The sequence below is a fragment of the Haloechinothrix halophila YIM 93223 genome (assembly GCF_000504245.1).
GTDB lineage: Bacteria > Actinomycetota > Actinomycetes > Mycobacteriales > Pseudonocardiaceae > Haloechinothrix_A > Haloechinothrix_A halophila.
The window spans coordinates 1,785,611-1,805,258 of record NZ_KI632509.1; the positions used below are offsets into that span (position 1 = coordinate 1,785,611).

Annotated in this window: 21 protein-coding genes and 1 tRNA gene; 10 read left to right on the forward strand and 12 right to left on the reverse strand. The window is 65.8% G+C overall.

Annotated features, from left to right (window positions below; all coding sequences use genetic code 11):
• Positions 1 to 9: 9 nt before the first annotated feature.
• The 4 genes from mscL to AMYHA_RS08215 form a co-directional block, all read right to left on the reverse strand.
• A complete protein-coding gene (mscL, locus tag AMYHA_RS08205; RefSeq protein ID WP_034269645.1) occupies positions 10 to 417 on the reverse strand; it encodes a large-conductance mechanosensitive channel protein MscL in 408 nt (135 codons plus the stop codon).
• Positions 418 to 506: 89 nt separating this feature from the next.
• Positions 507 to 1,244, reverse strand: coding sequence for an SAF domain-containing protein (locus AMYHA_RS08210; RefSeq protein WP_051399670.1), 738 nt, complete (start codon positions 1,242 to 1,244; stop codon positions 507 to 509).
• A 90-nt stretch (positions 1,245 to 1,334) separates the two neighbouring features.
• Positions 1,335 to 1,703 (reverse strand): FmdB family zinc ribbon protein, encoded by a 369-nt coding sequence (locus AMYHA_RS26315; protein WP_084036949.1) that lies wholly within the window; start codon positions 1,701 to 1,703, stop codon positions 1,335 to 1,337.
• Positions 1,704 to 1,857: 154 nt separating this feature from the next.
• Entirely contained in the window at positions 1,858 to 2,505 is a 648-nt protein-coding gene (locus AMYHA_RS08215; RefSeq protein ID WP_034269648.1) for a 5-formyltetrahydrofolate cyclo-ligase, read from the reverse strand.
• A gap of 103 nt (positions 2,506 to 2,608) precedes the next feature.
• Here AMYHA_RS08215 and AMYHA_RS08220 point away from each other — a divergent pair, with 103 nt between their 5' ends.
• From AMYHA_RS08220 to AMYHA_RS08240, 5 genes are all read left to right on the forward strand, one after another.
• Complete coding sequence (locus tag AMYHA_RS08220; RefSeq protein WP_034269650.1) at positions 2,609 to 3,508, forward strand: UTP--glucose-1-phosphate uridylyltransferase; 900 nt, start codon at positions 2,609 to 2,611, stop codon at positions 3,506 to 3,508.
• A 3-nt stretch (positions 3,509 to 3,511) separates the two neighbouring features.
• On the forward strand, positions 3,512 to 4,840 hold the full coding sequence (glp, locus tag AMYHA_RS08225; RefSeq protein WP_084036951.1) for a molybdotransferase-like divisome protein Glp: 1,329 nt from the start codon (positions 3,512 to 3,514) through the stop codon (positions 4,838 to 4,840).
• 13 nt (positions 4,841 to 4,853) lie between these two features.
• Positions 4,854 to 5,531: a GNAT family N-acetyltransferase gene (locus AMYHA_RS08230; RefSeq protein WP_034269652.1), complete on the forward strand. Its 678-nt coding sequence runs from the start codon at positions 4,854 to 4,856 to the stop codon at positions 5,529 to 5,531.
• A 163-nt stretch (positions 5,532 to 5,694) separates the two neighbouring features.
• Positions 5,695 to 6,669, forward strand: a complete 975-nt coding sequence (gene sepX / locus AMYHA_RS08235) for a divisome protein SepX/GlpR (RefSeq protein WP_034269655.1) — start codon at positions 5,695 to 5,697, stop codon at positions 6,667 to 6,669.
• 64 nt (positions 6,670 to 6,733) lie between these two features.
• Positions 6,734 to 6,806 (forward strand) — tRNA-Ala (locus AMYHA_RS08240).
• Between the two features lie 454 nt (positions 6,807 to 7,260).
• Here the strand turns inward: AMYHA_RS08240 and AMYHA_RS08245 are convergent.
• From AMYHA_RS08245 to AMYHA_RS26320, 5 genes are all read right to left on the reverse strand, one after another.
• A complete protein-coding gene (locus tag AMYHA_RS08245; protein WP_034269658.1) occupies positions 7,261 to 7,851 on the reverse strand; it encodes a chromate transporter in 591 nt (196 codons plus the stop codon).
• Positions 7,852 to 7,941: 90 nt separating this feature from the next.
• Positions 7,942 to 8,265, reverse strand: a complete 324-nt coding sequence (locus tag AMYHA_RS08250; protein ID WP_196776987.1) for a chromate resistance protein ChrB domain-containing protein — start codon at positions 8,263 to 8,265, stop codon at positions 7,942 to 7,944.
• Positions 8,262 to 8,735, reverse strand: coding sequence for a Chromate resistance protein ChrB (locus AMYHA_RS08255; protein WP_196776862.1), 474 nt, complete (start codon positions 8,733 to 8,735; stop codon positions 8,262 to 8,264). The genes AMYHA_RS08250 and AMYHA_RS08255 overlap by 4 nt, the downstream gene beginning before the upstream one ends.
• A 184-nt stretch (positions 8,736 to 8,919) precedes the next feature.
• On the reverse strand, positions 8,920 to 9,135 hold the full coding sequence (locus AMYHA_RS08260) for a DUF378 domain-containing protein (RefSeq protein WP_034269661.1): 216 nt from the start codon (positions 9,133 to 9,135) through the stop codon (positions 8,920 to 8,922).
• Positions 9,136 to 9,210: 75 nt separating this feature from the next.
• Positions 9,211 to 9,528, reverse strand: coding sequence for a DUF1259 domain-containing protein (locus AMYHA_RS26320; RefSeq protein WP_196776863.1), 318 nt, complete (start codon positions 9,526 to 9,528; stop codon positions 9,211 to 9,213).
• 130 nt (positions 9,529 to 9,658) lie between these two features.
• On the opposite strand from AMYHA_RS26320, the gene AMYHA_RS08270 reads away from it, so the two are divergent.
• The 3 genes from AMYHA_RS08270 (at position 9,659) to AMYHA_RS28175 (ending at position 11,729) form a co-directional block, all read left to right on the forward strand.
• Positions 9,659 to 10,357, forward strand: coding sequence for a response regulator transcription factor (locus tag AMYHA_RS08270; RefSeq protein ID WP_034269666.1), 699 nt, complete (start codon positions 9,659 to 9,661; stop codon positions 10,355 to 10,357).
• Positions 10,338 to 11,432, forward strand: coding sequence for a sensor histidine kinase (locus tag AMYHA_RS28275; RefSeq protein ID WP_084036955.1), 1,095 nt, complete (start codon positions 10,338 to 10,340; stop codon positions 11,430 to 11,432). Before AMYHA_RS08270 ends, AMYHA_RS28275 begins: the two co-directional genes overlap by 20 nt.
• Before the next feature lie 165 nt (positions 11,433 to 11,597).
• Entirely contained in the window at positions 11,598 to 11,729 is a 132-nt protein-coding gene (locus tag AMYHA_RS28175; protein ID WP_269189744.1) for a hypothetical protein, read from the forward strand.
• 796 nt (positions 11,730 to 12,525) lie between these two features.
• Here the strand turns inward: AMYHA_RS28175 and AMYHA_RS08280 are convergent.
• The 3 genes from AMYHA_RS08280 to AMYHA_RS27825 form a co-directional block, all read right to left on the reverse strand.
• Entirely contained in the window at positions 12,526 to 13,893 is a 1,368-nt protein-coding gene (locus tag AMYHA_RS08280) for a class II 3-deoxy-7-phosphoheptulonate synthase (RefSeq protein WP_084036957.1), read from the reverse strand.
• A 180-nt stretch (positions 13,894 to 14,073) separates the two neighbouring features.
• The gene (locus tag AMYHA_RS08285; RefSeq protein WP_034269672.1) at positions 14,074 to 15,048 is read right to left on the reverse strand and encodes an NAD-dependent epimerase/dehydratase family protein; all 975 of its coding nucleotides are present in this window, start codon (positions 15,046 to 15,048) and stop codon (positions 14,074 to 14,076) included.
• Between the two features lie 387 nt (positions 15,049 to 15,435).
• Positions 15,436 to 15,714 (reverse strand): hypothetical protein, encoded by a 279-nt coding sequence (locus AMYHA_RS27825; protein ID WP_051399671.1) that lies wholly within the window; start codon positions 15,712 to 15,714, stop codon positions 15,436 to 15,438.
• Positions 15,715 to 16,497: 783 nt separating this feature from the next.
• Here AMYHA_RS27825 and AMYHA_RS26920 point away from each other — a divergent pair.
• Complete coding sequence (locus AMYHA_RS26920; RefSeq protein WP_157361940.1) at positions 16,498 to 17,682, forward strand: hypothetical protein; 1,185 nt, start codon at positions 16,498 to 16,500, stop codon at positions 17,680 to 17,682.
• A 327-nt stretch (positions 17,683 to 18,009) separates the two neighbouring features.
• Positions 18,010 to 19,257 (forward strand): helix-turn-helix domain-containing protein, encoded by a 1,248-nt coding sequence (locus tag AMYHA_RS08295; RefSeq protein ID WP_034269675.1) that lies wholly within the window; start codon positions 18,010 to 18,012, stop codon positions 19,255 to 19,257.
• The last annotated feature ends 391 nt before the right edge of the window (positions 19,258 to 19,648 follow it).

The window sequence follows — 19,648 nt, forward strand, 5'->3', positions numbered from 1 at the left end:
GCCGAGAGCTCAGGGTTTGCCAGCTTGCTGGCGCAGCAGGTCGCGGATTTCGGTCAGCAGTTCCGCCTCGGTTGGCGCTACCGGCTCCTCGCCCGCCTGCTTAGCGCGTTCTCGCCGCTCCTGCATGTGCTTGACCGGCACCACGATCAGGAAGTAGACGACCGCCGCGATGACCGCGAAGTTGATCGCGGCATTGATGACGTTGCCGATGTTGATGAACGTCGCCGGGTTGTCGGAGAGCACGTGGAAGCCGAGGCCCTGGGTGGCGTCCGATCCGCCGATCGCGTTGATCAACGGCTGGATGATGCTCTCGGTGAACGCCGTGACGATCGCGACGAACGCGGTGCCGATGACGACCGCGACCGCGAGGTCGACGACGTTGCCGCGCAGCAGGAATTCCTTGAAACCCTTCAGCACGGTCTCCTCCTCGCAATGGGATGACGCCGTCGCGCGGCGTCCGGGGATGGGGCAGGCACACTCCGCACTGTCCGGAGTGGAGCGAAACGCTATCGCAGCGTAACCGTCACCGGCTGGCGGAGTGAGGCGGCGGCGACTCGCGTCGCGGTATCCGCTGGCAGTGAGATCAGCACGAGGCGCCCGTCCGGGGTTGATGTTCGGTTCGTGTCGTCTGGCGCGGTCACTGTCACCACGGTCGCGTCGCTGGCGAGGACGCGGCCCTCGTCGCTGGTGTCGTCCGCGGTGATCACGTCGACATGCGTTCCCGGCCGCAGGAGCCCGGTGATCGCTGCGTCGGACAGCCGGATGGGCACGGTGGCGGTCTCGTCCCGCGCCGCATCGTCGGGTTGGGCGCCACCAGCGGTATCGGCGTCCGCGGTGCCTGCCCCGCCGCCGGACCCGGTCAGCGATATCGCTGCGCCGTTGACGATGCGGGCGTCGGTCAGTGGCTCGCCCGCGCGGGCGGATCCGGCCAGTGTCACGCCGACAGCGGCGTCCGGGTCGGTCAGCGCGCCCGCGGGAACGGCGGTGGGTGGCAGCCGCGCCAGGGTGATATCAGCGGCGCGCAGCGTCGTGCCGGTGGCGACGTCGCGCGCCGTGACCACGACCGGCGATGCGCGCGACGCATCGGACCCGCCCGGCGCGAACGCGAGCAGCGCGGCGGTGGCCAGCAGGGCAGCCGCGAGTGCCTTCCGCGCTGTCGCACTGTGCCGTGATAGCGCGATGGGTCTGCGACGCAGCCAATCGCGGGGCCGGCGGAGGACCGTGAACCATGACGTGCCGATCATGCCGACGACGCTAGAAGCTCCAGGAACGGCGCTTCAAGCCCGGTCATCAGCGTGTGGACAACCGGGCTTCGGTGGATAACTCGGTGAGGCTCAGGAAGCCTTCGTCGCCGACGCGCCCGCGCTCGACGTGCTTGAGCTGCTGGAAGAGCTGGACGAGCTCCCGGAGTCCGAGGACGTCGACGAACCGCTGGACGAACTCGACGAGTCGCTGGAGCTGGACGAGCTCCCCGATGTGGATGACCCGTTTGCCCCGCCACTGGAACCATTCGCCTTGCCGTTCGAGGCGCGGGAGTCGTTGCGGTAGAAGCCGCTGCCCTTGAAGATCACGCCGACCGAACCGAACAGTTTGCGCAGCCGACCGGTGCACTCAGGGCAGTCGGTCAAGCTGTCGTCGGTGAACGACTGGACGGCCTCGAACTGGTGGTCGCATTCCTTGCAGGCGTACTGGTAAGTGGGCACCTTAAGCTCCCTCGTCAGCTAGCACTCAACCTATGAGAGTGCTAGCTCCATAATGCGTGATGCCATCCACCGAGCGCAATCCGGGGTTCGTCACACCGCACGCGACGAGTTCCTGAGCCGCCATGCTGCCCACGCGACGCCGCTGGAACCTTCGTCACATCGGCAACGACACCAGCCCGCGTTCCGGCAGCAGCGCCCCCGTCAGCCGCACGTCGTGCGGTTCCGCGGGCAGTTCCGGTACCAGTTCGGCGTCCCGGACTACCGCGATCAGCCGGGCGGACGGCGCGGCGAGCGGCAGCGAACGGTCGTAGTATCCGGCGCCCCTGCCGAGCCGCACGCCGCGATAGTCGATCGCCAACGCTGGCACGAACACCAGCGACGCCCGCCCCAGCGCCGCAGGGCCGATCCGCTGACCAGCCGGTTCGAGCAGCCCCGGCAGCGTGCCAGTGCGCAGTGTGTCCGGACCGTCGTAGCGCGCCCAGTTCAGCGGCCCCGGCGCGTCGGGCACGATCGGCAGCAGCACCTCCGCCCCCGAACCGTGCAACGCGTCCACCATGGCCAGTGAGCCCGGTTCGGAGCCGAACGGGACATAGCAGCACACCGTGGCAGCATCCGCCGACTGGCCGGGGGCGGTTTTCACCAGGTCCGCCACTGCGTTGGCCATCGCACGGGCCAGCGCCTCGGCGTCGGCCCCCGCGTCCTCAGCGGAGACCGCGTCACGCTCGGCGAGCAAACGTGCACGCCATGCCGCCTTCGTCGTGGTGTCGGGGCCGGACCCGACGGTCTTGTCAGATTCCGTCACGCCGCCAGGCTACGAGGTCACGCGGTCGCCGCGGTGAACCCACCGGCATGTGATGCGTGGCTGCTGCCACGCTGAGGGCGGCTGAACGGTTAGGCTTCGCAGCATGACGGGCCCACGCGCTAACGAGAAGACGATACGTACCGCCATCGTGCCAGCCGCGGGACTTGGCACGAGATTTCTGCCCACGACCAAGGCGGTCCCCAAGGAGCTGCTTCCTGTCGTCGACACGCCCGGCATCGAACTCGTCGCAGAGGAAGCCGCTGGTGCGGGGGCCGAACGGCTGGTGATCGTGACCTCGCCAGGCAAGCAGGCCGTCGCCGACTACTTCGAACTCGCACCCGCGCTGGAGGACACGCTCGCGCGCAAGGGCAAGGACGCGCTGCTCGCGAAGGTGCGCCACGCGCCGGGCCTGCTGGACGTCGAGGTCGCCATCCAGCACGAAGCGCTCGGCCTCGGTCACGCGGTCGCCTGCGCACTGCCGAACCTCACCGAGGACGACGATGCCGTCGCCGTGCTGCTGCCGGACGATCTCATCCTTCCGACCGGCGTGCTGGAGCGGATGGCCAAGGTGCGTGCGGAACACGGCGGCAGCGTGCTGTGCGCGTTCGACGTCGGAGACGGCGATGTCTCCGCGTACGGCGTCTTCGACGTCTCCGACACATCGGACGTCGACGTCAAGCGGGTGCACGGGATGGTCGAGAAGCCCGCGCCGGAGGATGCGCCGTCCACCTTCGCGGCGGCGGGGCGATATCTGCTCGATCGGGCGATCTTCGACGCGCTTGACCGGATCACTCCTGGTGCCGGTGGGGAGCTGCAATTGACCGATGCCGTCGGCCTGCTCATCGATGAGGGGCATCCGGTTCATGTTGTGGTGCATCGTGGTGGCAGGCACGATCTCGGCAACCCCGGCGGTTTCCTGCGCGCCTCGATCGACTTCGCGCTGGAGCACCCGGAGTACGGTCCTTCCCTACGCACCTGGCTGGCTGAACGAATCGGAAGCTAAGCGATGACAACACCCGACCAGCAGGAACGCGGTACCGAGGTCAACGACGTCGCACAGCGGGCGCATGGCCTCGGCACCTCGCCCGAGCCCGAACCCGACGTGGAGTTCCGCTCCGTCGACGACCAGTTGGCGATGGTGCTCGATGCCGCGGTGCGGCCGAGGCCGGTCAGGGTGGCCATTTCGGAATCGCAAGGACTGTTGTGCGCGGAGGAGGTCGTCGCGGAGCACGCGCTGCCCGGGTTCGACCAGGCCGCCGTCGACGGTTACGCGGTGCGCAGTGTCGACGTCCGCGATGCCGACGCGGAGAACCCGATGGAACTTCCTGTCGTCGGGGAGATCCACGCGGGATCGCGGCAGCCTCGCCGGTTGCAGCCAGGTCAGGCGGTGCGGGTAGCGACCGGCGCGCCGCTGCCGACGCTGGCCGACGCCGTGGTGCCGACCGAGTACACCAACGACCACCCCGCCGTGGTGTCGGTGACGCGGTCGGTGCCGTCAGCGGCGTACGTGCGCCGGACCGGTGAGGACGTCCAGATCGGTGACGTCGCCGTCCGGCAGGGCGACATCATCGGCGCGGCGCAGGTCGGTCTGCTCGCGGCGGTCGGCAGGTCCAAGGTGCTGGTCTACCCCCGGCCGAGGGTGTCGATCGTTTCGATCGGGGACGAGCTGGTCGACGTCGACCGCACGCCTGGCATCGGGCAGGTCTACGACGTCAACTCCTACGCGATCGCGGCTGCCGCGCGTGACGCGGGCGCCGAGGTCAACCGAGTCGGCATCGCGCCGAGCGGTGGGCACCGGCTCAAGGAGGTCGTCGAGGGCAGGCTGCTGATGTCCGAGGTAGTCGTCGTCGCGGGCGGCACCAGCGGCAGCGCGGGCGACGACGTCGTGTCCACGCTGCGTGACCTCGGCCAGATCGACGTCACCAGGGTGGCGATGCACCCCGGCTCGCTGCAGGGGTTCGGCAAGCTGGGCCCGGACGCGGTGCCGACGTTCCTGGTGCCAGGCAATCCGATGAGCGCGCTGGTGGCGTTCGAGGTATTCATCCGGCCGCTGATTCGGTCGGCGCGTGGCACCCGCAACCCGCACCGCCGGGTGATCAGCGCGCGGTTGCTCTCGCCGATCACGTCGACGCGGGGGCGTAAGGGCTACCTGCGCGGACAGCTGTTGCGGGACGAGAGCAACGGCGAATACCTGGTGCAGCCGCTCGGCACGTCCGGCACGCATCTGCTCGCCTCGCTCGCCGAGGCGAACTGCCTGATCACGGTCGGGGAGATGCAGACCGAGATCACCGTGGGGGAACAGGTGCGGGTCGCGTTCCTCGCCCAGCGCGGCTAGCGTAGCGGCGATTATGTCGCGACCCCTCTACCCGGAAGCTGGACCGGGAGCCGACGAGCGCAGAAGCCCAGGCTGGCCAGCACGTCTCGGGGCGCTGAAGGTGCCCGCGGGGGAAGTGCGGTTGCGGCCGCTGCTCTACCGAGACGGCAGGGCGTGGCGCAAACTCCGGCTGCGGGATCGCGAGTATCTGCGGCGCTGGGAGCCGAACGCGCCGGGAACGTGGGAGGAACGCCACGGGGTGATGTCCTGGCCGACGCAGTGGTTCGGGCTGCGCACACTCGGCAGGCGGGGGCTGTGCCTGCCGTTCGCGCTCACCATTGACGGTGAGTTCGCTGGTCAGCTCACCATCGGCAACATCATCAGGGCGTCGCTGCGGTCGGCGTGGGTCGGTTATTGGGTCGACTCGGCGCGTGCCTCCGGCGGGGCGGCGACGGCAGCGGTCGCGCTGGCCGCCGACCACGCCTTCGCACACGCCGGCTTGCACCGGTTGGAGGCGACGGTGCGCCCGGACAACGTGGCCAGTGTGCGGGTGCTGACGAAGCTCGGCTTCCGCAAGGAGGGGTTGTTCGAGCGCTACCTCGACGTCGATGGCGCGTGGCGGGACCATCTCTGCTTCGCCATGACGGCGGAAGAGACCGGGAGCGGTCTCGCCGCGCGGCTTGTCGACGCGGGCAAGGCGGAGTACATCTAACCAGCGCACGGCGTTGTTTCCAGTATGCCCGACTTGGGTGACACTATTCACCCGTTCTGGTGATGCCATTCTGTGATCTTGCGGCGTGGCTCCGCCCGATCTGTGACTCCTGTGGCTAGCGTGGCGTCACGGGAAGCAGTTGTGCAGTCGGGGAGCAAGAAAGATGCCAAGCTCGTTGATCATCGTCGCGCTTGCTGCGGCATGGCTCATCGTGCTCGTGCCGATGGTCGCGCGGAAGCGGCAGGAGGTCGGGCACACGGCAGACGATGCTCTGGCATCACGCATCGTGCGGCGGGGGAGCCCGCGCGGCGATAAGCGGGAGGAGCACCTGATGTCCGAATCCGCAGCACACGACGACCGCGCCGATGAGGTTCAGCTGGACGAGCCGGTCATGTCCGACGAAGATGACGTCGATGTCGCCGAGGCCCATGATGTGACCGAGCGTGACGACATCGACGATGTCGATGGCGTCCACCCGGACGACTACGACCGGGACGACTACGCCGACGTCGGCGACCGGGGCTACGACTACGAGGAGCCGCCGCGACAGCGGACTTCCGCGCGCCGGGTGGGCTACCGACCTGGCAGGGGCGGGTTCGATCCGGAAGCGGCCGAGATCGCCGCGCGGGCGAAGTACGCGTTCCGGCAGCGGGTCGTGCTCGCGTTGCTGGCGACTGTGGTGATCAGCGCGATCGTCGCCGGCGTCGTGCTGCCGATGCTGTGGTGGGTCACCGGCGCCGCGGGCACCGTGCTGGCGGGGTATCTGGTGTACCTGCGCAGGCAGGTGCGGATCGAAACGGAGATCAGGCAGCGCAGGCTCAACCGGCTGAACGCGGCCCGCGGACAGTGGCACGAGGACGACCTCGACTACGACCCGCGCTACGACGGCCACTACGACGAGCGCGCCGAGCACGAGGCGGAGTACGACGACGCCGAGTACGAGGACTACGACGCGGGCTACCGCGCGCGGCCGTCGATGAGCGAGCGCCCGATTCCCGGTGTGGAGCGCAAGCCCCGGCCGCACTCGCGGATGCGGCACCGCAACACCGTCGTCGTCGACATCGACGACGAGGATCCGGCGTTCGAGCAGCTCGAACAGCCGGGTTCGCCGGTGTATCGCAGGGCGGTCGGCGAGTAGCGCACGGACGGGACCCCGGCTCACGAAGCCGATCACCGGCCCTGTTATGCTCGTCGGGCCGCAAGGGGCTGTAGCGCAGTTGGTAGCGCGCCTCGTTCGCATCGAGGAGGTCAGGGGTTCGATTCCCCTCAGCTCCACAGGTGCGATGTCCCGGGACACTGTTGACAGTGTGTCCCGGGACATTGTTGCATTTTCGGGTTGTTTCCTGGGTCTTCTGTCCGCTCGCTCGCTCTCTCGCCGCCGGGCATCGTTCTCGCCGTGGTTAAGGCCCCGTTGCCCCTGCGGGTGGTCTGCGGGTGGCGCGGTGGGCTGGTTGTCGGGAGCGGGGTCGGGAAGTTGCGGGGGTTTTCTTGTGTGGGCCGGGTGGGCGGCCGAGGGGTTGGTAGTCGCGGTCGGGATCGAGGGTGAGTTCGCGGAGCAATTCGCCGGTGTCGGTGTTGATGACGCGGATGTAGCGGTCGGCGGCGAGGATCAGGACGCGTTGGCGGGCGTGTTCACGGCCGAGTCCGATGTGGCGGAGCCGGGACTGGTAGCGCAGGGTGACGACGCCGCCGGTGCCGACGCGGTCGCGGCGGATGCGGTAGTGCGGATTCAGGCGCGGGCCGGTGGGCCGGGCCTTGGGTCGGGCGGCGTAGGCGGCCGCTGGGGTGCGGCGTGCGATCGCGCGGTGTGGGCGAATGGTGTTGTAGTAGCGGCGGAACCGGTCAAGCTGCTGTCCTCGCTGCCGTTTCCGGCGCGCAGTGCGTGGGGTTTGACCTTGGCCAGCAGCCATCCGGCGAGGGCGGCCACGGCGATCACGATGGTAAACGGCACGCCGAACAGGGCCAGGGCGAGGAAGGCGCCGGCGGCCAGCCCGCCGCGGACGCCGTTGAGCAGCCACCCGATGTAGATCGCTAACTGTTGGGCTTCGGGGCCGGGTAGCAGCATGCAGTAGTTCAGGGCGTGCAGGAAGCGGCGTTGCCCGATCCAGCGTTTGTCGTCGACCAGGGTGTGTTGCATGACGGCGATCTGCCCGGCGGGGCCGCCGAAGGTTTGCAGTGAGATCGCGAACCAGGTCCGTATTGCCTGGCCGAAGGGCACGACATCGCCCTCGGGATGCCCGGATGCGGATTCGGGAGTGTCCGGCTGCGTTTCTCCTTCGGCGCCGGTGCTCGGAGTGGACTGGTCAGGATGCTGGGTCATGCACACGTTCCTTTGTGGACGCCGGTTCGCCTCAGGCGGGTTCGCGGCCGAGCAGCGTTGCGCGGCGGTAGTACTCGCTCGTAGAGCCCGTCAAACAGCGGGCGGGTGTGGTCCCAGGACCTGTTCGTCGTCGCAGACCATGGACAGCGCGCGCAGGGCGGCGTCGATGCCGGGAGCTTCGGGGGCGTCGTAGCGGTCGTCGTCGAGGTCGGCTTCGTGGATGATCTCGGCGATGCGCCACAGCACGGGGTCGGTGATGTCGTAGCGGCGCAGGATGGTCTCGAAGCTGCAATCCCCCTGGTGGTGGCCGAGTTCGACGCCGCGCATGTCCAACGGGGGCGCGTCGGCGGGCGCTGCGGCGGGGTCGGCGACGAAGACGAACTCCGCGTCGGCGTCGATGGTGCGGCGGATCAGTCAGGCACAGGCGGCCCGGTCGATGTGGATGTTGTCGCGGGTGGCCCACTTCGTCGGTCAGCTCTCCTGGGCAAGGTCGGTTGCGGTGGGATGCAGCAGCGCCTCGACCGAGCGGCGCGCCCGTTCATGCTCAGGTGGGGGGAGTAGTCGCGGCGCGTGATGCGCCGCAGTTCGGCCCGCAGTCGCCGCGCCGCAGACAGCCGCGCGTTCTCCGTCAGGTCGGCGACGGGGGTGGCTTCCTCGGCGAGGGCACGGTATTCGGCTGCTCGGGCTTCGGCCATCGAGGAGGCCAGTTCCCGCTCCTGCGCGAGGCTGGCTGGCCGGGCGATCCAGATCCCGGCGGTGCCGCCGCCCTCGATGATCTCGTCGGCGAGCCACTCCAGGTACTCGCGGGTGCGTGCGTCCGCTGGCAGGGCGACGACGCCGTCGGCGAGTTGGGCCACGCCGAGGCGTTTGAGCTTGCGCCACACCAGCGATCCGCGGAGTGGAGGGCTCCCGCGGCATCCGGTGCGACAGCAGCACCCATTCGCCCGGCGCGCGGGAACCTCTCTCCTCCAGCGGCATGTAACCGTGGTTACATTGAAACCACGGTTACATCAACTGGCCTTGTCTGGAATAGGGCCACGTCTTTCGCAACGCGGCTCAGCGGCGCCGCTATCGCGAGGGTTTCGGGGGCAGGCCGAGCACGCGGGCCACCCAGTACAGCCCGGCCAGGCCGATGAGTCCGAAGACGATGTCGTCGAGGATGTCGGCGATGGGTTCCAGGGCCGTGTCGAGGACGTTGACGTCGGTGATGAACGCGGCCCAGGCGAACGCGCCGACGAGCAGGAGGACAAAGGCCGCCCAGTCCAGGGCGTTCTGCGGTCGCATCGGTACTCCCTAAGGTTGTTCTTGTCTGGGGTTGGATGCCCTGGATGCCCAGGACGATGGGGTGTGGCTGAGGGATTACTTGGGCGGCTTCACGTTAGTGGCGTCCAATGCCGGGCGCAGGGCGTGGGCGAGTTGGACGGCGTCGCCTTTGGCCCAGAAGTGGGTGTAGAAGCGGCGCGGTTCGTCGTTCAGTCCGTGGTTGTGTAACGAGATCACGGTGATGCCGCCCTGGCGCAGCGCCCGCAGCACGGGTTGCACTTCGTCGGCGTTCATGACGAAGTCGCCAGCCACCTCGCCCAGCGTCGCCTGTTCGACACCACCGCGCACCGCCTGCGTGGCTAGACCCCCAGGCCATCGCCCCGCCGCCGAGCGCGTCCCTGTCCGTGGCTGCACGTCACCTCCTGCTGGCCGGGTCACCTTCCTGCTGCAACCCTGGTTGCAGCACGGACAGTACGAGCAGTCGATGAGAGGACAATGAGAACGCCTTTCCGGCGGCCCGGGATGCAGCGATGGTGAGATCACCATGCGTGTCCTGGTAGTCGAAGACGAAGCCAAGATGGCCGGGCTCCTGTCCCGGGGGCTGCGCGAAGAAGGCCACGTCGCCGACGTCGCCACCGACGGTCACCAAGCCCTGGCCGCGGCGCTGGCTGGCGAGTACGACGTGATCGTGCTGGACGTGATGCTGCCCGGCCCGGACGGGTTCGAGGTGTGCGCGCGGATGCGGGCGCGGAAGCTGTTCACGCCGGTGTTGATGCTCACTGCCCGCGGTGCGGTGCCCGACCGCGTCCGCGGTCTGGACGTCGGCGCCGACGACTACTTGACCAAACCGTTTCACCTCACCGAACTGTTCGCTCGGCTTCGCGCCCTGGACCGCCGCGGCCCGGTGGAGCGCGCACCGATGCTGGACGTCGGCGATTTGCGGCTGGACCCGGCCGCGCATCGCGCCTGGCGCGGCGATACCGAGATCTCGCTGAGCAACCGAGAATTCGTGCTGCTGGAAACCTTGATGCGCCGTCCCGGCATGGTGTACACCCGCGACCAACTGCTTGACCGGTGCTGGGACACCGCCTTCGACACCACCTCGAATCTGGTCGATGTCTACGTCCGCTACCTGCGGCAGAAAATCGACCGGCCCTTCGGCGTGCGCTCCATCGAAACCGTGCGCGGCGCCGGATATCGACTCCGCACCGACGGAGGCCACCATGCGCCCACCACTGGCTAGACTGCCCATCCGCTGGCGGCTGACGATCCTGTTCGCCGCCGTCATGGCGCTCGTGCTAGCCGGGGCGGGCACCGCGACCGTGCTGCAGTTCCGCGACGCCGTGAACGAAGGCGACCCCACCGGCGTCCTGCAACAGCACGCCAACGCCATCGTCGCCGACCTCATCCGTGAACTACTCATCGTGCTCCCGCTAGTGCTGCTCGTGGCCGTGCTTGCCGCCTACACCCTCAGCGGCGCCGCTCTACGGCCAGTCGAAGCCATGCGCAGCCGCGCAGCCACCATCGACGCCGACCAACCCGAACACCACCTCCCCGTCCCCGACACCGGCGACGAAATCGCCCGCCTCGGGCGGACCCTCAACGCCATGCTCACCCGGCTACATACCGCCCTGACCCGCGAACGCCAGTTCATCGCCGACGCCAGCCACGAACTGCGCACCCCACTGAGCCTGCTGACCACCGAACTCGAACTCGCCCTGCGCCGCCCCCGCAGCCACGATGAACTCACCAAAGCCCTGCACTCAGCGCTAGACGAAACCCAACGCCTGTCCCGCCTGGCAGAAGACCTGCTCACCCTCAGCCGCACCGACCGCCAGCAAGCCGGGCCATCGTCCACAGTTGTCGAACTTGGCCCCGTGCTCGAAGCCGTCGCCGACCGCTTCCGCCCTGCGCTTGAGCACCAGCATCGTCACGTCACCGTCGAGGCCCCCGCCGGGCTCACCGCACTGGCCAACGCCGACCACCTCGACCGCGCACTCGCCAACCTCGTCGACAACGCGCTACGGCACGCCACCGGTGACATTCACCTCACCGCCGCACGCACCAACGGCCACGTAGAGGTCCACGTCCTCGACCACGGCCCCGGCCTGCCCAACGACTTCCTGCCCTACGCCTTCGACCGCTTCAGCCGCCCCGACACCGCCCGCACCCGCCCCGGAAGCGGCCTCGGACTCGCCATCACCGCCGCCTTGATCAACGCCAACGGCGGCCACACCCAACTGACCAACCACTCCGATACCGGAGCCGACGCCTCCATCACCCTCCCCACGCCACACGACCAGCGACCACACAGATGAGCTACCAACGCCAGACACCTCATCGGCCGACCGAAAGCGAGATTTCTGTCCAATGTGGATATAGCCCTTCGCATCATCGAACTGGATCGGGAGGAGGGGCCTCGGCTGCGCAATCTCGTGTCGGTCCCGCTGTTCCGCGTCAATGGCTGAAACAGCCAGCTACTCGTGCGGCTCGCGATCGGCGGCACCACGGTGATCCTGCCGACCTTCGACGTACAGACGTTCCTGCGTGCCATCGACGACGAGCCGATCGTCATCCTCCCGAGCGTGCCCGCGATCTACGCCCCGGGATCTTGATCGACTTCGCCGAGGCAGTAGGAGCGATTGACTCGGATGACAAAGGACTGGTTGAAGGGCGCGTGGTCCACACAGAAATAATGCCCGTGTAAGTGCGTGGCACTACCGAAGTTGATGTCCAGCACCCTTGCAACAAGCTGTCAGAGTTATTGTGCATCTCTGGCCGTGATCTAAGATCTACCCTGTAGGTCAGACAAGCCTTCCTTGGCCGATCCCCCGATAGGGAAAGCCCCGGCGTTTATCCCCCTCCCCCTCGCGCCGGGGCTTTCCCATCTCTTGCGCAAAGGGTGCCATGGCCTCGCCTATGTTCAGCGGCAAACGTTTGCTCAACCAGCGTGCTGACCGGACAGCTACCACATAGCATCGCGTCACTCAGTTCGAATAGCGCCTCGGCGCCGCGAGATCATCGAGACTCGCCAGGCACGTCTGCGCACCTAACCCTAGCTATGCTGCGCGCTGAGTTTCGAGTAGGCCCAGTCCGTCAATTTCCAATCGCTGTTGCAGCAAGTTGCCAGGATTGTTGTGCGCGTCAAGTAGCAAGCAAATAATTAGCATGTTGGGTAGGTGGATGGCCTGCTCAATTGTCCATGGTTGAAAGCCCCGGCGCACGTCCCCTCGCGCCGGGGCTTTCCCTTTCGACTGCGCTGCCGCAACTTGTGTGGAACTGGCTGGAGACCAAGGTGACGCAGGTGGACGCGTTGGCTATCGCCTGCTGAGCGACGTGTGCAAACCGTGCAGTGTTAGTTTGCGAGCCCTGGTCAGAACGACCGAGTGGAGGCGCTCGGGATTTGTTGTCTCAGCTGCGTAGCATTTCCGCGACGAGGAATGCTAGCTCGAGTGACTGTTGGGTGTTGAGTCTCGGGTCGCAGGCGGTTTCGTAGCGGCCGGAGAGGTCCAGGTCGGAGATGTCCTGCGCGCCACCGAGGCATTCGGTGACGTCCTCGCCGGTCAGTTCGACGTGGATGCCGCCGGGGTAGCTGCCGAGTGCGCGGTGCACCTCGAAGAAGCCCTGCACCTCGTCGACGACGCGGTCGAAGTGGCGGGTCTTGTAACCATTGGACGACTCGTGTGTGTTGCCGTGCATCGGGTCGCACTGCCAGATGACCTTGTGGCCGGAGGCCTCGACCTTCTCCACGATCGCGGGCAGCACCTCGCGCACTTTGCCGTTGCCCATCCGCGCGATCAGCGTGAGCCTGCCCGGCTGGTTGTGCGGGTCGAGCCGTTCGACGTATTCCACCGCCTGCTCCGGCGTGGTGGTCGGGCCGATCTTGACGCCGATCGGGTTGGCCATGATCTCGGCGAACGCGATGTGCGCGCCGTCGAGCTGGCGGGTGCGCTCACCGATCCACAGGAAGTGCGAGGACAGGTTGTAGAGCTGGGCGTCGCTCGACTCCGGATCGTCGAGCCGGAGCATGGCGCGCTCGTAGTCGAGCAGCAGCGCCTCGTGGCTGGCGTAGATCTCGGTGGTGTGCAGCGAGGAGTCGTTGACACCGCAGGCCGACATGAACCGCAGACCCCGATCGATCTCGCTGGCAAGGGCCTCATAACGCTCCCCGGCTGGCGAGTTCATCACGAAGTCCTTGTTCCAGTCGTGCAGATGCGCCAGATCGGCCATGCCCGCCGCGGTCAGCGCGCGCACCAGGTTCATCGCCGCACCGGAATTGGCGTAGGCACGGATCATGCGGGCAGGGTCAGGCACCCGCATCTCGGGCGACGCCGCGAGCGAGTTGACGATGTCGCCCCGATAGACCGGCAGCCCGAGCGCGTCCGTCGAGTTGGACCGCGGCTTGGCATACTGGCCCGCGATCCGGCTGACCTTGATCACCGGCAGGCTCGCGCCGTACGTCAGCACCACCGCCATCTGCAACAGCGTGCGCAGGTTGGCACGGATGTGCGGCTCGGTGTTGGACTCGAACGTCTCCGCGCAGTCACCCCCCTGCAGCAGGAAAGCCTCGCCGTTGGCAACACTCGCCAGCCGCTGAGTGAGCCGATCGACCTCGGCGGGCACCGTGATCGGCGGAACCGACTCCAGCACACCGCGCACATGCAGCAGGTTCTCGTCGTCCGGCCACTCCGGCTGCTGGGCCGCCGGCAACGCGAGCGCGTCGTTCAACCGCTCACGCAACTCAGTAGGCAACGGCGGCAGCGGCGGCAGCGTGTTCATGGGGACGTCAACTGTCCAATTCACGAACCCCACAGTACGAGCAGAAGCGACACATACCGCGTTACTATGCACCAACTGGCAGACACCCACCCGAGATGCTTGCGATGGGCGTAACGTTTCTAGGTTGGGTGGTTTAGAACGGACAGTCCAGAAGCTGGGTCGTGTGGGGTTGGAACCAGGTCACCCTCGGTGCGCAGTGAGTTGGCGAAGCCCCTCGTCACGGGTGATGACGGGGCGGTAGCCGAGCTCGCGGTAGGCGAGGCCGTCATCCACGGTCATTTCCTGGCCGGAGAGGGCGAGGAACGTACGGGTGACCGGCGGAGTCCCCGGCATATGCAGAGGCCGCCAGATCGCCTCACCTATCGCACTGACGGCTGCGAGTAGCCAGCGCGGTACCGAACGGTCTGGTAGCTCGATTCCGGCGGTCGCGGCCAACTCGGTAAGAAAGGTGCGAAACTCGACCTTCTCCCCATCTGTGATGAAGTACGCTTGCCCACCGCGCCCGTGCTCCAACGCGCACAGAATACCTTCGCACGCGTTGGTGACGTGGCACGTCGACGTTGCGTAACGACCACCGTCGACCCACGCGAACCGGTTCTTCTCTACTGCCTCGATGATCGCTGGCAGCACCGTCGTGTCGCCGGGCCCCCAAATAAATCGCGGCCGCACCGCGACCGTTGTAAGTTTCGGTGAGTTCGCTTCGAGCGTGATCTTCTCGGCCATGGCCTTGGTACGGGCGTATTCCCCAACCGGACGCCGTGATCGGGAATAACTCTCGTCCACCTGTACTAGCGGTCGCCCAGTGGCAAGCACCGCCTCCGTGCTGACGAGTACGAGCCGGGGCACGCCCTGCCGGCGTGCGGCGTCCAGCACCGCGTTTGTCCCCTCGACATTGACTTGATCGAAACGGCGCCGCGGTCCCCATTGGTCGGTCAGCGCCGCCGCATGTACTACTGCGTCACAGCCCGTCATGCCTTCACGTAGCGCGTGATGGTCAGCTAGGTCACCGTGTATCGCGACGGCCCCGCATTCTTCGACCGCCCGCGTCGTCGCGTCAGACCGGACCAGCGCCCGTGTCTTATGGCCTGCGTTGACGAGGGCGCGCAGCAGGTGCCCGCCGAGGAAACCGGAACCACCGGTCACGAAGATGTTCATGCTTCACCGTAAGTGCTTGAAGTGTCGGACATGGCTTCTGCGCATTCGCCTCGCCGAAGAGGGGTGAGCGTAGTGTACGCATCCGGGCAGGCCACATCCGTGTCCTTGCCACCATGCGTCGCAACCCGTTGAGCGCTGGACACGAGTCGTTCTCCGGCTGTCGTTAGCAATTGTTGTCGTCAGGAGGCCCGAGTGAGAAGACCTCTATACGGTCGTGGGTCTATAGATCTGATACGAACCTGAAGGTACTGGCGCTAACGGAGGCGCGGAGTCGGGGTACGAGGCCCGCCAGGGTTGGCTTCAGATTCGCAGCGCGCCGGTCGTCGAGACGCAGCGAAACAAGGCCCATGGCAATGCCAGCGGCTTTACCCGGTGGAAGATTCCGCGTCATGCTACGGCTGTGTCCGAGGCATCGTTGGCCACTCCCAGTATCGTGTGTGCGACTTCGGTAAGCAGCGCGGGCACTCGTTCACCGGTTCGGCCAGCGCGCAGCGGAACTATCAGACGCAAGTGGGCCAGGCGGTGTGCGGTGGCTTGGTCACAGCATGCCAAGCCGTCGATGAACAGGTCAGGCTCGGCACTGCACGTGATCTCCGCGCGCCCGAGGGCGACAGCACGCAGCGTAGCTCGTTCACGATTATTCAACCGCACGAAATCGCTGTTCATGGGGCACCTCCCGAGTTCGTGCCTCCTAATGACTCGACTGTGGCACGCGGGTGAGCACCGATCTTGAAGCGTTGCATCATGTTGCATAACTGCTTACTGGTCGACCGATCACCGGTCCCAACTCACGCCGGATGTGTTCACGCGTCGGGTACGACTCGCTGATGGTGGCCGATATGGATGGTGCATTTCGGAGAACGGCGAGCCTGTTGCCTATAGGTGTCGAGGCGCGGTGTTCGAGGGCTGCTGAACGGGCGGTTGCGGGGATACCGACACAACGGACGGTCCGTCCGGGTCACGAAGGCAGGCTCGGCCGTACGGCTCAGCTAGGCGCCCTAATCACTAGCCCCACGAGTTAACTGAACACAGTCCCGGTTTGGGCGAGACCACCTATTGAGTGCCTGCGACACCAACGAAATCTGAATCGGATTCGACTTTGCGATGGAAGCTTCGCCGTCACTCGAATGGCGGTACATACCCGGAGGGCTAGTCACAGTCGGCGACGCTGCGGCCACCAGTAGTCGACCTGGGTGTTCCACCTAAGATGGGCGCTCTACCTTGATCTATGGCGCCCATGGTGTTTTCGATCGCTGTGATGCAGACTACAAGGCGCTGAATCGAATCTGACCACGACCGGATGAAACGCGTGTAGTGCTCATGTTTTTGTATACGAAGGGTTGTCGTTCAACGGAACCGTTCATCCTTGTCTAAGGTCGGACTCTACGTGGAGCTTGACGCCAGACGAGAGGGGGCCAAATGACTCAGCGTGCTGTCACGCGGTGGTCTGTGCCTGACGTGACTTTTTCGGAATCGCAGCTGGCGGTTGCTCGTTCTGTGCTCGAATGCGACATGGGTGGCTCCGCGCAAGTGGAGCTGGCGTTCCTTGGCGGCAGCCTCGCGGCCGGGCTCGGACACGCGACTTCGGATGTGAATTTGTACGCTGTCGGTCAGGCGCCGGCGGGTACCGCTGCGGTCTTTCGTTCGGGAGGTGTCGTAGTACGGGCACTCGCCTTGCGCTCATGTGCGGTACACGCGCGATTGCAGCTCGCAGACGCATACCGGATGACAGACGCGAAGCACCCGCAGGCGACCGCTTCATGGGGTGACCTATCGGCACTTGTGGACATGACACTCGGACGTGTTCTGTATGCTTCACCGCAGTGGCGGCAGCTGATGGCGGATCTGCGCACCAATGCCGTACGCGAACTGCTGATCGCCCGGCATGCCGCAGATGGTGCCGCTGCTGTGTCCGAAGCCTTCGGCGCCCTGATATCTGGTGATCTTTACACTGCGTACAGCGTGTCTGAGATGGCGCTCGTCTCCGCTTGTGAGGCTATGTTGTGCGCGGCGGGTGATCTGTACTTCGGTCGCAAGTACCTCTCACGCCGACTGTCGCGGGTGCCCATGGAGCAACAATGCCGGGATGAATTGACGCGCTTGCTCAACTTCCCATGGCTGGTCGCTGACGGCCAGGATTCGCAGGCTGTGCGCAGGCTGGTTGACGACCGGTTACTTGCTGCGAACATGTTGCTGGCATCGGCCGTGCTCGAAGGCTGGGAGTCAGACTCCGGACAGCCTGTGCACGCCGTACCAGCCGCGGGTTCCAGTGGTGGTCCGCGCCGCAGCCCGTACTTCGCTCCGGTGCGCTACGCAGACGGCTTCACGCTGGCTGGACCCGGCGCGGCGTATGACGTTTCTGAACCTACGCTTCGCCTCTGGCGCCGTCTAGACGGTCGGCCGCTCGGTGAACTGATGTGTGTGCTGGCCAAACACGAGCCACAACTCGCTGTGCTGGGGCTTGATGACATTGATCAAGCAGTACAAACCCTTCGACGAATTGGTGCCGTCGAGTCAACTCCTTCGCCACCAGGGATGCCTCAACTCGGCGCATGGATCGAGCAGGCTCCGTCACTTCGGACTGGTGCGCTCTCGGTCGCGTGCAGCGCGCGTCTCCCATTCTTTTCGTCATGACACATGGTGTTTTCTGAGGTAATGAGCATGAGCGCTTGAAGGTGTGAACGGTAACGAGTTATAGTTACTATACCTTTACCTTGGTAAACAGCCAGCGGATAGAGTGTAGTCGCGCGGACGTGGCTTGATCGGCTACGGCGCGGTGACTGATGTGGCCACGATGGGAGCAAGACGACGACGAGTCTGGCTGGCACGGCTACACTGAGCCAGTCCCAGGTAGCGAGGGCCGACGAGCGGTCTCTTTGGGCTGTGGGGTGACCTGTGCGTTGGCTACAGTTGAAAAGGGGAGCCTGATCCTCGGCCGAGTGTGGTAAGGAGATCCCCGAGGTGAGCGTCGTCCAGCAGCCCGACTTCGGGCAGCGGCTGAAGCAGTTGCGCAAGGAGCGTGGGCTGTCTCAGCGTGACGTCGCCGGTAGTGTAGTCAACCCGAGCTATATTTCCCTGCTCGAGACGGGTGTGAGGGTTCCTACGCTCGAAGTGGTGGTGCGGCTCGCGGAGGTTCTCAACGTCCCACCAGACTCGCTGATTGGATCCACGGTCGCAACGGACGGTGGCAAACCGAAGCGGCCTTGCCGCTTGGTTAATGACCTGATCGCACGGAGTTCGTTGGACTACGGTGACACCGCCGAGGCGCAGCAGCGTTACCAGGAGGCGTACCAGGCCGCGCTGCGCGATGAGTCCGTGGCGGATGTCGTTGAGTATGGCTTGGCACTGCACAACATATTCGAAGCGCAGGCGCGACATGAGGACCGTTACCAGCTGTTGGCAGAGCTCGAGGCCGTGGCTGCCAAGCTCGACGCTCCTGAACTACTCGTTAAGGTCGACTTCGAACGCGCTTCGGCCGCCCGTGAAACTGGGAGATCAACTGAGGCCGTCGAATTAGCTGAGCGGGCGGCTAGCCGTGTGACAGGTACCGCACTGGAAGGGACATCGGAACACGTTCGCTTGCTTGGGGTGTTGATCTCCGTTCGGTGTGAGTTCGGCGACGTCACGGAGGTGCCTACGCTGGTAGGTCGGATCGTCGAGGTTGCCGATGAGATCGGGCGTGACGGCGTCTGCGGGCGCGCGCACTGGGCTGCGGCTGCCGCCTACGCACAGATCGGCCATCCGGGGCTCGCTGAGGAGCACATCCGGCTAGCCAAAGGAATGCTGGGAACACCGGAGACGCCACTACGTGAGTGGGCGCGGTTCTCCCGTGCGGCTGCGGCCACGTTGCTTGATGCTGGCTCGGACTTCAATGAAGTCACACAGTACCTCCGGGTTGCCAAGACTACGCACGAGATGGTTGCCGTTCCGGGGGAAGCGGGCCTGGTCGCTGTGCTCGAGGTGCGGCACGCGCTCGCGACAGGAGCCCCGGCGAGGGCGCTGGAGCTCGCTGAATCCGTTCCCGACGACTTGCCAGAGCCGGAGCGAGTCCGACTGCATATCGATGTTGGTCGGGCTCGCCGCGCTCTCGGTGACAGCGATGGTGCGATCACGGAGCTGCGCTCAGCCGCGTCGATGGCTGAGGACCACGCACAATTCCGCCTTGCTACGAAGATCTGGCGGGAGATCGACGAGATCCGCTCGCAGTAGTTGGTGTCGGCAGACCACAAACATTACTTCGGTAAAGTTTTTGTGTACAGCTGGTGCTCAAGTGGCAACAACTAGTAATAACACCTGGTCAGACCGTTTCTTGTAGAGTCAGCAAGCATGTTTGCAGCAAGTTGCAGCGCTGACTCAACTGTTGACTCGATCATTACTCGCGGTTCTATAATCAGCTTTCTCCAGAAATGACCGAACGCGCTGAGTTAGGCACTGCACCGAGGGGTAGTGAATCGTGAGAAGGCGCTGGATCGGCTGCGACGAGCGAGCCGAGGTTCTTTACGAGACAATGTTGCGGCGACCGCGCTGGCTTGTTGATGATGTCGCGATGTCGCTGGGGTGGAACGAGTCAGAGGTACGGCGGATTCTTACATGTCTCGAG